The sequence below is a fragment of the Christiangramia sabulilitoris genome (assembly GCF_007050985.1).
Taxonomy (GTDB): domain Bacteria; phylum Bacteroidota; class Bacteroidia; order Flavobacteriales; family Flavobacteriaceae; genus Christiangramia; species Christiangramia sabulilitoris.
In genome coordinates this window covers 138628-151921 of the sequence record NZ_VHSF01000002.1, presented here as the reverse complement: position 1 = coordinate 151921, position 13294 = coordinate 138628, and the positions used below count along the sequence as shown (strand labels likewise).

Sequence of the window (13294 nt, the reverse complement as noted above, 5' to 3'; positions counted from 1 at the left end):
CCGCTCTCGAATCCCCCAAATCAAATTTTTTTTCAATTTAATTCCTTAGCAGATGAAAATTATCATTGCTAATAAATCTCATGCTTCTTACGCTGAGATCATTTGTAATACTATCGAAGAGTCGGCAAAGGTTCGTGGGACCGGTATTGCACGCAGAACTCCTGAATACATCATTAATAAGATGGAAAAAGGAAATGCCGTTATCGCTCTTGAAGGGGAGCAATTTGCCGGTTTTTGCTATATAGAAACCTGGAGTCATGATAAATACGTGGCTAATTCCGGTCTTATTGTGCATCCCGATTTCAGGAATCATGGGCTGGCCAAGGAGATCAAAAAAGTGATCTTCAAACACTCCAGGACCAAATATCCCCATGCCAAGATCTTTGGGATCACCACCGGTTTGGCGGTTATGAAGATCAACTACGAACTGGGATACCAACCGGTTACCTTTTCTGAATTAACGGATGATGAGACCTTCTGGAAAGGTTGTCAGACCTGTAAAAATTATGATATCCTTACCCGGACTGAACACAAAATGTGCCTATGCACAGGGATGTTATACGACCCGGAAAAGAAAAAAGAAAATATGAAAACTTCGAATAGCATTAGCAAATTCAACGACAAGGCATTTCAAAGATTAAAACATATTAAACAAACGCTTTTTTATAAGAAGGAAAAGGCTGCGAAAGAAAACTGACCACCCCGTCCGACAATGTCGGACACCCCTCCTTAAAAGGAAGGGAAATATAGAATGACGTAAATTATTAGTGAATTTGTGGCAAAAAAGGAATAAATATAAATAACTCGTCATCCTGAACTTGTTTCAGGATCTATTGAGAAGCTGAATCTCCCGATGCTTCGGGACAGCTTGACGTTTGAAGAATATATAAAAATGAAAAAAGTAGTTATAGCATACAGCGGAGGATTGGATACCTCCTATTGCGCGAAATATTTATCTGAAGAAGAAGGATTTGAAGTACATGCGGTAAGCGTGAATACCGGTGGTTTTTCAGAAGAAGAAATTAAGAAGATAGGCGATAATGCAAAAAAGATAGGTGCCAGCAGTTATAAGAATATCGATGCCATTTCTTCCTTTTATCAAAAAGTAGTGAAGTATCTCATTTTTGGAAATGTTCTTAAAAATGATACCTATCCACTTTCGGTAAGTGCAGAAAGGATCATCCAGGCGATCGAGATCGTATACTATACCAAGAAAGTAGGAGCAAAGTATATCGCTCATGGGAGTACCGGAGCCGGGAACGACCAGGTGAGATTCGATATGATCTTCCAGATCATTGCGCCAGATATTCAGATCATCACTCCAATCAGGGACAAACAGCTTAGCAGACAGGAAGAGATCGAGTATCTTAATAGCAAAGGCGTGGAGATGAACTGGGAGAAAGCCAAATATTCTGTAAATAAAGGACTCTGGGGCACCAGTGTTGGAGGAGCAGAAACACTGACCTCAGAAAAAGCCTTACCGGAAGAAGCTTACCCTTCTCAGTTAAAAGAAAAAGAACCAAAACAGGTAAAACTTAGTTTCACCAAAGGTGAGCTTACCGCAATTGATGGCGAGGAAAATTATCCTGAAAAGAACATAGAAATTCTGGAAAGCATCGCCTCAAAATATGCCATTGGCAGGGATATTCATGTGGGTGATACCATAATTGGGATCAAGGGAAGAGTCGGTTTTGAAGCCGCTGCTGCCTTGATCACTATCAAAGCACATCATTTGTTAGAGAAACATACCTTGAGCAAATGGCAGCTTCAACATAAGGATTATACTTCGAACTGGTATGGGATGCATCTGCATGAAGGATTATACCTGGATCCTGTAATGCGTGATTTTGAAGCACAGCTTGAAAGTTCTCAGGCTAAGGTGACCGGTGATGTATTCGTCACTCTTCATCCTTACAGATTTACTTTTGATGGAGTCAAATCTTCGAATGACCTTATGAACAGCAGTTTCGGAAACTATGGAGAAGAGAATAAAGCCTGGACCGCAGATGATGCCAAAGGATTTATCAAGATCCTTTCGAACTCCGGAAAGATCTATCAACACGTAAATCAGGATATATGATCGAAGCGGGAATAATAGGTGGCGCAGGGTATACGGCCGGAGAATTGATCAGGATTCTTCTGAATCATCCTGGGGTGAATCTGAATTTCGTGTTTAGTACTTCTCAACCAGGAAAACCGATTCATAGTATTCACCAGGACCTTATTGGCGAGACCGAAATTCAATTTACCAATGAGATCAATAAAGAAGTAGACGTTGTTTTTCTTTGTCTGGGGCATGGGAATTCAAAAAAGTTCCTCGCTGAAAATCAGTTTTCAGAAAAGACAAAGATCGTTGATCTGAGCACCGATTTCAGACAGAAATCTGATGATCACTCTTTTGTTTATGGGCTTCCGGAATTGAATAATGCGGAAATTAAGTCGGCTGATTTTATAGCAAATCCCGGATGTTTCGCCACAGCGATCACCCTGGCAATCCTTCCTCTGGCAAAAAATGGACATTTAAAGGATGAAGTTCATGTGAATGCAGTTACCGGAGCAACCGGAGCGGGAACTTCGCTTTCAGAAACTACTCATTTTTCGTGGAGGGATAATAATTTTTCAGCTTATAAATCATTTGAGCACCAGCATCTGAACGAGATCGGCCAGAGTTTAAAGCAGCTGCAATCTGATCATGAAGCTGAGGTGTACTTTATTCCGAACAGGGGAAATTTCTCAAGAGGAATTCATGCTACGGCTTATACGAAGTTTTCAGGAAGCCTGGAAGAAGCCAAAAAGATCTATAAAGATTTTTACGCAGATTCAGTTTTCACCTTTGTAACCGATGAGGAATTGCATTTAAAACAGATCGTCAATACGAATAAATGTCTTTTAAGATTACAGAAGTTTGGTGATAAATTGCTGGTGACCAGTATAATTGATAATTTGTTGAAAGGAGCTTCCGGTCAGGCGGTACAGAATATGAACCTAATGTTCGGCCTGGATGAAAAAATGGGCTTGAATTTAAAAGCGAGTTATTTTTAGAATTGAGTAGTGAGTATTGAGTATTGAGAAATGTCCTGCGAAGAATCGGTTTAAGCTTTGTCACAATGAGCGCAGTCGAATTGTGGTAGTTCTTAAACTTAAGATTGCGTCGCTTCGTGAACACTCCGCTCGCAATGACGGTTAAATATAATTAGGGTAGAGAGACCTCACAGGTTTGCGAAACCTGTGAGGTCTGTAAGCTGGACGATTTAAAAAGAATATTGATATGAAAATAGGAATTATTGGTGCAGGAAATCTGGGAGTGTCCATTGCGAAGGGACTCATCTTTAGTAATGCCTTTACCACGCTTTATCTGAGCAAACGTAAGCTTGATGACATTCAGGATTTTTCTGAATATTCAAAAGTTAGCTTAACTTCAGATAATCTAAGAGTGGTAAAAGAATCAGACATCCTGATATTTGCCGTTCAGCCCACTCAACTGGAAAAGATTCTTTACGAGATAAAAGATGAACTCACCGATAAACATGTTTTGATCTCTACCGTCACCGGGTTCAAAATTCCACGCATGGAAAGCATCGTTGGGGAAGACCATTTTATCATAAGATCAATGCCTAATACTGCGATTGCTGTTGGAAAGTCGATGACCTGTCTATGCAGTAATGAGAAAGGACAGAAGAGGATCGCCATTGCCGAAGCTATTTTCAATAGGCTTGGTAGCAGTATCATTATTCCTGAAAATAAGATGCAGGCTGCTACAGTGATCTGCGCCAGTGGAGTAGCATTCTGGATGCGTTTGATACGCGCAACCACTCAGGGAGCAGTACAACTCGGTTTCGACGCGAAAGACGCTCAGGAGCTCTCTATGCAAACTTGTCTGGGTGCTGCAAGTCTGTTGATCGAATCTGGTAAGCATCCTGAAGAGGAGATCGATAAAGTGACTACGCCCAGAGGCTGTACCATAGAAGGTCTTAATGAAATGGAACATAACGGACTTAGTTCCTCATTGATCAAAGGGATTCAGGCCTCATTCAAAAAAATTAATAATATCTCAGATCAGTAATTATGGAATTATTTGATGTTTATCCACTATATGATATCACTCCGGTGAAAGGTGAAGGTTGTTATGTTTTTGACGTATCCGGGAAAAAGTATCTGGACCTTTATGGCGGGCATGCGGTGATCTCGGTTGGGCATGCACACCCGGAATATGTGAAATCTATTCAGGAACAGGCAGCGAAACTAGGATTCTACTCGAATTCAATCAAAAATCCACTACAACAGGAACTTGCTGATAAACTGGAAAAAGTTTCGGGAGTTAAGGATTATAGTCTATTTCTGTGCAGTTCAGGAGCAGAAGCGAATGAAAATGCCTTAAAGGTTGCCTCTTTTCAAACCGGGAAAGACAGGATCATCTATTTTGAAAATGCTTTCCACGGAAGAACCTCCGGAGTTGTAGCCATTACCGATAATGAATCTATAAAGGCTCCTTTCAATCTTGGTCATAAAGCAACGAAACTGGCTTTTAACGATACTGAATCTTTGAAAAATGAGATCGAAAAAGGAGATGTGGCCGCGGTTATTTTTGAAGTTATTCAGGGAGTTGGAGGACTTGATGAAGCTGAATCTGAATTTTACAGATCGGCGGCTGAATTGTGTAAGGAAAATCAGGTAATGCTCATTGCCGATGAGGTACAATCTGGTTACGGAAGAACTGGCGATTTTTTCGCATTTCAGAAACATGGCATAAGGCCCGATATTATCACTATGGCTAAAGGAATGGGCAACGGATTTCCGATTGGCGGGATCCTGACCGATAATAATATTCAGCCTAAATATGGCATGTTGGGAACTACTTTTGGAGGAAACCATCTAGCCTGTTCTGCAGGAATCTCAGTTCTGGATATCATCCAGAACGAAAATTTGATGGAAAATGCAGCTGAGGTTTCAGAATTTGTAAAGGCAGAAGCGACTAAAATTCCAGAGATCAAAAAGATCAAAGGAAGAGGCTTGATGATCGGGCTGGAATTCGATTTTGAGATCGCTGCCCTCAGGAAAGAAATTTTATTTGAACATCAGATTTTTACCGGGGCATCTTCTAATAAGAAGTTGCTGCGTATCCTACCACCATTAAATATTAAAAAAGAACATTTTGAAAGTTTTTTTAGTGCGCTAAAAGCAGCCTTGAAGGACCAAAATAAAAATATACTTACGTCAAGCTGTCCCGAAGCATCGGGAGATTCAGCTTCTCTGAGATCCTGAAATAAATTCAGGATGACGGTTAAATAAAATAGAAGAATGTCATTTCGAACAAGGTGAGAAATCTAAGATTCCTCAGTCTTAAACTTCTTCGGAATGACAACTAACTAAATTCTAGTATGAAGAACTACATCACATTATCAGACATAGATCATGTCGAAACCATCATCAGGGAAGCAAGAAGCCTGAAATCTAAAAATCCATCATCAAAACCAGGAAAAGGTAAAACCCTGGGCATGCTCTTTTTTAATAACAGTCTGCGTACACGCTTAAGCACTGAAAAAGCTGCAAAGTTATTGGGTATGGAAGTAATGGTTATGAATGCCGATAAAGATGGCTGGGCGCTGGAATTTGAGGATGGGGCGGTGATGAATTCAGATAAAGCCGAGCATATCAAAGAAGCCGCGGCCGTACTTTCTCAATATTGCGATATTATCGCCGTTAGAGCTTTTCCGGGGCTGAAGGATAAGGAAAAAGATGAATCTGAACATGTGCTGAATAGTTTTAAAAAATATGCTTCGGTGCCAATTGTGAACCTGGAAAGTGCCACTGGACATCCCTTACAGGCTCTTACCGATGCGATCACCATTCAGGAATTCAACAAAGCTGTAAGGCCTAAAGTTGTTTTAAGCTGGGCGCCACATCCAAAAGCTTTACCGCAATCTGTAGCGAATTCTTTTACAGAAATGATGCAGCGCCTGGAAGTCGATTTTGTGATCACCAATCCGGAAGGTTATGATCTTGCGCCCCATGTTAGAAATGGGGTGAAAGTTGAACATGACCAGGAAAAGGCTTTCAAGGATGCAGATTTCGTCTATGTGAAGAACTGGAGTAGTTATGAGGATTATGGCCAGGTTTTAAATGTAGAAAAGAACTGGACAATTGATCAGGCTAAATTGAAAAACACTAATAATGCGAAGGTGATGCACTGCCTCCCGGTGAGAAGAAATGTGGTGATTGCAGATGATGTTCTTGATAGTGAAAACTCGATCGTGATCCACCAGGCTAATAACAGGACCTTTGCCGCACAGGCGGTTTTAAAGAGGATTCTGGAGTGTAGAAAGGAATAATTGAATGTCATTCCGAACGCAGTGAGAAATCTCCTAAGTTGAGATTGCCACGCCTGCTAGGCGCAGGCTCGCAATGACTAAATTAAAGAGTCGATAGAAAGATAAAAATATTAGTGCATTCGTGGCCAAAAAAAATAAATATGAAACAAACCCTGAAAGTCATAAAAATAGGAGGGAAGCTCATTGAATATGAAACTTCTCTGAATTCCTTTCTGGAAGACTTCGTGCAATTGGAAGGTCCAAAGATCCTTGTTCATGGAGGAGGTAATAAGGCCACCGAGGTTGCGGCGAAACTTGGTTTTCAGACTAAAATGGTCGATGGCAGAAGGATCACCGATAAAGACTCTATGGAAGTAATAACCATGGTGTATGGCGGACTATTGAATAAAAGTATCGTTGCTCACCTCCAGGCCAGGAAACAAAATGCAATCGGATTATGTGGGGCCGATGGAAGGGTGCTGATCTCAAAAAGAAGAGAAGTAAAAGAGATCGATTATGGTTTTGTAGGGGATATTGAAAAAGTGAATTCAGATTTCATTAATTCATGTCTTGCTATGGATATGGTACCGGTATTTTCGGCAATTTCATGTACTGAGGAAGGTGTTTTGTTAAATACTAACGGAGATTCAGTTGCTTCAGAGATTGCGGTTGAGATGAGTAAGTCTTTTGAGGTAAAGCTTTATTACTGTTCGGAGAAAAAAGGTGTTTTGACCGATATTGAAGATGAAGAATCTGTAATCCCGGAGTTGAATTCTGATAACTATAAAGAACTAGTTGCTTCAAAAGTGATCACAGACGGAATGTTGCCTAAACTTCATAATTGCTTTGAAGCAATAAATAAAGGAGTTTCTGCAGTAATTCTGGGAGGTGCCGGGTTATTGAAGAAGAATTCTATCCATACCAAAATTGTAGAATAATGCAGTTAGAACAACTTCAGCAAGCGGCAGTAGAATTACTTAAAAACCTGATCCAGACCCAGTCACTTTCCGGTGAGGAGGATAAAACAGCAGATCTCCTTGAGAATTGGTTCAAACAGCATAAAATTCCGCATAAGAGGTTTTTAAATAACGTTTGGGCCGTTAATCAGCATTTTGACAAGACCAAGCCTACACTTTTACTTAACTCTCACCACGACACGGTAAAACCGAATTCGGCCTATACCAGAGATCCGTTCAAAGCAGAGATCGAAAATGGCAAATTATATGGTTTAGGTAGTAACGATGCCGGGGGATGTCTTGTTTCCCTGTTAGCAACATTCACTTATTTGTATTCAGAAGAAAATCTAAGTCATAATATTCTGTTTGCGGGAACGGCTGAAGAGGAGATCAACGGTAAGAATGGAATTGCTGCTTTAATTCCGGAAATCCCGAAAATAGATGTTGCCATTGTAGGAGAACCAACACTTATGAACCTCGCGGTTGCTGAAAAGGGCCTGGTGGTTTTCGATGCGGTGGTGCAGGGCACTCCCTCGCATGCCGCTCATCCAAATACTGATAATTCGATATATAAGACTGCGAAAGTTCTGGAGTGGTTTGAAAACTTCAAATTGGAAAAAGTTTCTAAAAACCTTGGAGAAGTAAAGGTGACCGTAACTCAGATCAATGCCGGGAGTCAGCATAATGTAGTGCCGGCAAAAACGCATCTGGTCATCGATGTTAGGGTAAATGATAAATACAGCAATAAGGAGATCGAGCAGATCTTAAAGGATAATGCTCCGGTTGACGAGATCAATGCCCGAAGTCTACGATTAAATTCATCATCCATTCCGTTGGATCACGAATTGGTTAAGGCCGGCATCGACCTTGGAATGGATACTTATGGTTCTCCAACTTTGAGTGATCAGGCTATGTTGAGTTGTCCGTCTTTAAAGTTAGGCCCCGGTGATTCCACCAGATCTCATTCGGCAGATGAATTTATTTATGTAAAGGAGATTGAAGAAGGAATAGAAAAGTATATAAAGCTGCTTGAGAAGGCGCTAAAATAATCGCACTTCGACAGGCTCAGTGCAACAAATAATTAAATAATGTCATTTCGACCATAGTGAGAAATCTGAGATTCCTCAGTCGTAAACTCCTTCGGAATGACAATGAATAAAATAAGTTTATACTAAGGTCAGCCACGGATGTACTAATAAATTGTTATTCGTGCATTAGTGGCAACTTATAAAAGGCACTTCGACAGGCTCAGTGCAACAGCATTAATTGGAACAATGCGTCAAGCTGAATTTATTTCAGCTTTTCTTGGGATCCTGAAACTCCCGAAGTATCGGGACAGGATGACGAAATATTAAATTAGATAATATGAAACTCTGGGATAAAGGTATTTCAATAGACAAACAGATAGAAAAGTTCACCGTAGGCAATGATCGTGAACTGGATATGCATCTGGCCGAATATGATATTCAGGCTTCCAAAGCACATACTAAAATGCTGGGAAAGGTTGGAATAATGACGGAACAAGAAGTAGAATCACTTTTAGCAGAACTTGATGTCCTGAAAGATCAGCTTGAAAAGGGTGAGTTTCAGATCGAAGAGGATTTTGAAGATGTTCATTCTAAAATAGAATTCGAACTAACCAAAAAACTCGGTGATACCGGAAAAAAGATCCATACTGCCAGATCAAGAAACGATCAGGTTTTGGTAGCCCAGCAGTTATATTTTAAAGAAAACCTGCTACAGATCTCCCGAAAAACTAAAAGCCTGATAGATGTTCTTCTAAGCCTGGCCGATGAGCATAAGGATAAGGTCCTTCCTGGCTATACCCACCTGCAGGTAGCAATGCCTTCTTCCTTTGGATTGTGGTTTTCAGCTTACGCCGAATTGCTAATTGATGACCTTTATCTGCTTGAAGCCGGTTTAAAAATCGTAGACCAGAATCCTTTAGGTTCCGCAGCAGGTTATGGCTCCTCATTTCCTATAGACAGGGAATTCACCACTAAAGAATTAGGCTTTTCAACCCAGAAATTCAATGTGGTGGCGGCACAGATGAGCAGGGGGAAATGTGAACGAACCGTTACTTCAAATATCGCCTCACTGGCTAACACATTATCCAGGTTCGCGATGGATATTTGTTTGTACATGAGTCAGAACTTTGATTTCATCACTTTCCCCGATGAGCTTACCACAGGTTCCAGTATTATGCCCCATAAGAAGAATCCCGATGTTTTTGAACTGGTTCGAGGAAAATGTAACAAATTACAGGCCATTGCTAATGAAATGATCCTTATCACCAACAACCTGCCTAGTGGTTACCACAGGGATTTTCAGCTAATCAAGGAGAACAGCATTTACGCGGTTGAGAATATGAAAGAGATACTGGATGTTTTCACCCACTCTATTGCTCAAATCAAGGTGAAGGAAATAGATCTTAGGGATGAAAAGTATAAATACCTGTTTACTGTAGACAGCATAAACGAACTGGTTATCAACGGTAAATCATTCAGGGATGCTTATAAAATAATAGGGGAGCAGGTTCAAAATGGTGCTTATGAAGCTTCAGAAGGAATGAAGCACACGCATTCGGGAAGTAAGGATAATCTTTCTCTGAACATGATCAAGAACAAGTTGCAACAGCTTTAGGCTCTGAATTATATTAGGTTGTCATTGCGACGAAAGTAGAATTCTATAGAATTTAGAGATTCTTCACTACGCTATCGCTTCGTTCTGAATGACATTGGTTGTCATTACGATCCCGAGGGTTCGGGAGAGGAATCTATATTATGAAGATTCTTCACTTCGCCTACGTTCTGAATGACAGAGACATTTTTATAAAAAAACCTCCTGAAGATAAATATTCATCAGGAGGCAGCTTTTTAAAAACAATTATGAACTAATTCTTAAATAATGGTCATTTGTCCCAGGTTAAGGTTTTCGTTATTTACGATATGACCTTCGGTATCGCTGATCACACTTTCCAGAAAATCTCCAACTCTTTCGGTTGAATAATGATTATCTTTATTGATATCTATAGTGCAAACATTCAGTTTAATGCTTAACTCCACAGCCATTCTCACCGTTTCAGCTTCTTTCTTCAGTCCTAAATGGTCCAGCATCATCGCTGCGGAAAGTACGGATGCTATTGGATTTGCAATTCCCTGTCCGGTAGCTTGCGGATAGGAACCATGAATAGGCTCAAACAGAGCGTTTTCAGTTCCAATAGAAGCAGACTCTAACAGTCCGATACTTCCACCGATCACACTGGCTTCATCAGAAATAATATCCCCGAACATATTTTCGGTAAGGATTACATCGAATTGTTTTGGGTTCAGGATCATTTGCATTGCGGCATTATCCACGAATAAATACTCAACTTTTACGCCTGGATATTCCTTACCGATCTCAGTAACCGTTTTTCTCCAGAGACGGGAAGTTTCAAGGACATTGGCTTTATCGATCAGCGTTAATTTTTTTCTTCTTTCCTCGGCGGCTTTAAAAGCCAGGTGTGCTATTCGCTCAATTTCTTCTACCGAATAGGTGCAAAGATCTGATGCGCTTCTGCCATCTTCTGCAGTACTTTTTTCTCCGAAGTATATACCACCGGTAAGTTCCCGGAATATGACCATATCTGCCCCTTCAATATTCTCAGGTTTTAAAGGAGATTTGTGGATAAGGCTTTCATAAGCTCTAACCGGCCTGATATTAGCGAAAAGTCCAAGTTCCTTTCTAAGTTTAAGCAATCCCTGTTCCGGCCTAACCTTGGCCGATGGATCATTATCATATTTTGGATCTCCAATTGCCCCGAATAGCACAGCGTCAGATTTTTTACATAGTTTCAGTGTATTTTCAGGCAACGGATCCCCCAATAGATCTATTGCGGCTGCACCCACTACAGCTTCTTCAAAATTGAACTCATGATCAAATCTATCTGCAACAGCCTTCAGCACTTTCACTGACTGCTGCGTTATTTCAGGACCAATCCCATCTCCGGGAAGTACGGCTATATTGAATTTCATATTTTTTCAGTTTGTAGGGTTTGTTGCGGTTCTGCCTGATTTCCGCTTCTCTTCTTCTCAAATTTCTTTATTGCATCCAGTTTACTGGTTAAAAAGTCGATATCGTCATACCCATTAATAAGACAGGTTTTTTTGTAGGGATCGATATCAAAACTTTCAGATTCACCAGAACTTTCGATACTTATTTTTTGTTCTTCTAAATCGACGATCACTTTTTCATCGGCATCTTTTTCTACTGCGGTGAATAATTTATGAAGAAAATCGGGGCTAACCTGTACGGGTAATAACCCATTATTCAACGCGTTTCCTTTAAAAATATCTGCAAAATAACTGGATACGACTGCTTTGAATCCGTAAGCTTTTATGGCCCAGGCGGCATGCTCACGACTGGAACCGCAACCAAAATTATTTCCTGCAAGGAGAATGGAACCTGAATATTTATCCTGATTCAGCACAAAATCTTCATTTGGCTCTCCTGTCTTATCAAAACGCCAGTCCCGGAAAAGATTCTCTCCGAAACCTTCCTTATCTGTTGCCTTTAGAAAACGGGCCGGAATGATCTGGTCTGTATCTACATTCTCAGCATCCAACGGCACGACCGTATCTGTTAATTTTATAAACTTTTCCATTTAGTTCAATGTTTGGGTGTAATCTGAAATCTTACCTGAAATAGCGGTGGCAGCTGCGGTTAGCGGACTGGCCAGGATGGTCCTGGAGCCGGGGCCCTGTCTGCCTTCAAAATTTCTATTACTTGTCGAGACACAATATTCCCCTTCAGGAATCTTATCATCATTCATGGCTAAACATGCTGAACATCCCGGCTGTCTCAAGGTGAAACCGGCTTCTTCAAAAACCTTATCCAAACCTTCAGTTCTGATCTGTTCTGCAACCTGACGGCTACCCGGAACGATCAAAGCGTTCACATTTTCAGCTTTCTTTTTTCCTTTGATATAGGAGGCAGCAACTCTGAAATCCTCGATCCTGGAGTTAGTACAACTACCAATGAAAATATAATTTATCGGCTTTTCCAATAAGGATTCGCCCGGCTTAAAGTTCATATACGCAAGTGCCTTGGCATCACTTTTATTTCCTTCCACCGGAATAGATCCTGTAAGTTTGATCCCCATTCCCGGATTTGTTCCGTAGGTGATCATCGGTTCTATATCTTCAGCTTCAAAGGAATATTCCTGATCGAATTCAGCGTCAGTATCGGTTTTCAATGTTTCCCAGTGAGCTTTCATTTTTTCAAACTCAGCGCCTTTAGGAGCGAATTCGCGTCCTTCCACATAATCTATAGTAGTCTGGTCTGGAGCGATCAACCCGCCTCGAGCGCCCATTTCAATGCTCATATTACAAACGGTCATTCGGCCTTCCATAGACATTTCCTCAAAAATATTACCTGCGTACTCGCAGAAATATCCTGTACCCGAATTTGTGCCAAGTTTGCTGATGATGTAAAGGATAACATCTTTTGGAAGAACTCCGTTTTTCAGTTTTCCGTTCACATTCACCCGAAGTTTCTTAGGCTTTTCAACCAATAAACACTGGCTGGCAAACACCTGGGTCACCTGGCTGGTTCCAATTCCGAAAGCAATTGTTCCAAAGGCACCATGAGTAGAAGTGTGGCTATCACCACAAACTATGGTCATACCCGGTTGAGTAATACCAAGCTCGGGAGCCATCACGTGAACAATCCCATTATAGGGATGTCCTAACCCGTAAAGAGTGATATTGTTCTCTTCGCAATTCTGGCTTAGTTCCTTTAGTTGTTTTCTGGACAAAAGATCCTTAACAGGCAGGTGCTGGTCTTTTGTAGGTGTATTATGATCGGCTGTTGCAACGATCTGGTCCGGACGAAAAACCGGAATATTTCTTTCCTTTAATTCATTAAAAGCCTGTGGGCTGGTCACTTCATGTATCAGATGTTTATCGATATATAAAATGTCCGGCCCATTAGATATGCTTTCCACAACATGGGAATCCCATATTTTGTCAAATAAAGTTTTCTTCATAA

At 40.8% G+C, this 13294-nt stretch carries 12 protein-coding genes; 9 read left to right on the top strand and 3 right to left on the bottom strand.

The genetic code is table 11. The features are described from left to right. Positions 1-52 precede the first annotated feature (52 nt). The 9 genes from FGM01_RS07160 (at position 53) to argH (ending at position 9907) form a co-directional block, all read left to right on the top strand. Complete coding sequence (locus FGM01_RS07160; RefSeq protein ID WP_143410474.1) at positions 53-697, top strand: GNAT family N-acetyltransferase; 645 nt, start codon at positions 53-55, stop codon at positions 695-697. A 195-nt stretch (positions 698-892) separates the two neighbouring features. Next, positions 893-2080, top strand: a complete 1188-nt coding sequence (locus tag FGM01_RS07155; RefSeq protein ID WP_143410473.1) for an argininosuccinate synthase — start codon at positions 893-895, stop codon at positions 2078-2080. Then, positions 2077-3042, top strand: a complete 966-nt coding sequence (gene argC / locus FGM01_RS07150) for an N-acetyl-gamma-glutamyl-phosphate reductase (RefSeq protein ID WP_143410472.1) — start codon at positions 2077-2079, stop codon at positions 3040-3042. Before FGM01_RS07155 ends, argC begins: the two co-directional genes overlap by 4 nt. Before the next feature lie 226 nt (positions 3043-3268). Then, the gene (gene proC / locus FGM01_RS07145) at positions 3269-4063 is read left to right on the top strand and encodes a pyrroline-5-carboxylate reductase (protein ID WP_143410471.1); all 795 of its coding nucleotides are present in this window, start codon (positions 3269-3271) and stop codon (positions 4061-4063) included. A 2-nt stretch (positions 4064-4065) separates the two neighbouring features. After that, positions 4066-5262, top strand: a complete 1197-nt coding sequence (locus FGM01_RS07140) for an aspartate aminotransferase family protein (protein WP_143410470.1) — start codon at positions 4066-4068, stop codon at positions 5260-5262. Between the two features lie 116 nt (positions 5263-5378). Beyond that, positions 5379-6329, top strand: a complete 951-nt coding sequence (locus tag FGM01_RS07135) for an N-acetylornithine carbamoyltransferase (RefSeq protein ID WP_143410469.1) — start codon at positions 5379-5381, stop codon at positions 6327-6329. Between the two features lie 140 nt (positions 6330-6469). Beyond that, complete coding sequence (gene argB, locus FGM01_RS07130; RefSeq protein WP_143410468.1) at positions 6470-7246, top strand: acetylglutamate kinase; 777 nt, start codon at positions 6470-6472, stop codon at positions 7244-7246. Further along, entirely contained in the window at positions 7246-8313 is a 1068-nt protein-coding gene (locus FGM01_RS07125; protein ID WP_143410467.1) for a M20 family metallo-hydrolase, read from the top strand. The genes argB and FGM01_RS07125 overlap by 1 nt, the downstream gene beginning before the upstream one ends. A gap of 316 nt (positions 8314-8629) precedes the next feature. Continuing rightward, on the top strand, positions 8630-9907 hold the full coding sequence (gene argH, locus FGM01_RS07120) for an argininosuccinate lyase (RefSeq protein ID WP_143410466.1): 1278 nt from the start codon (positions 8630-8632) through the stop codon (positions 9905-9907). A 257-nt stretch (positions 9908-10164) separates the two neighbouring features. Here argH and leuB read toward each other — a convergent pair whose 3' ends face one another. From leuB to leuC, 3 genes are read right to left on the bottom strand one after another with little or no spacing between them, the layout of a single operon-like run. Beyond that, positions 10165-11280 (bottom strand): 3-isopropylmalate dehydrogenase, encoded by a 1116-nt coding sequence (leuB, locus tag FGM01_RS07115; RefSeq protein ID WP_143410465.1) that lies wholly within the window; start codon positions 11278-11280, stop codon positions 10165-10167. Continuing rightward, entirely contained in the window at positions 11277-11909 is a 633-nt protein-coding gene (gene leuD / locus FGM01_RS07110) for a 3-isopropylmalate dehydratase small subunit (protein ID WP_143410464.1), read from the bottom strand. Before leuD ends, leuB begins: the two co-directional genes overlap by 4 nt. Continuing rightward, a complete protein-coding gene (gene leuC / locus FGM01_RS07105; RefSeq protein ID WP_143410463.1) occupies positions 11910-13292 on the bottom strand; it encodes a 3-isopropylmalate dehydratase large subunit in 1383 nt (460 codons plus the stop codon). It abuts the gene before it with no gap. Positions 13293-13294 lie beyond the last annotated feature (2 nt).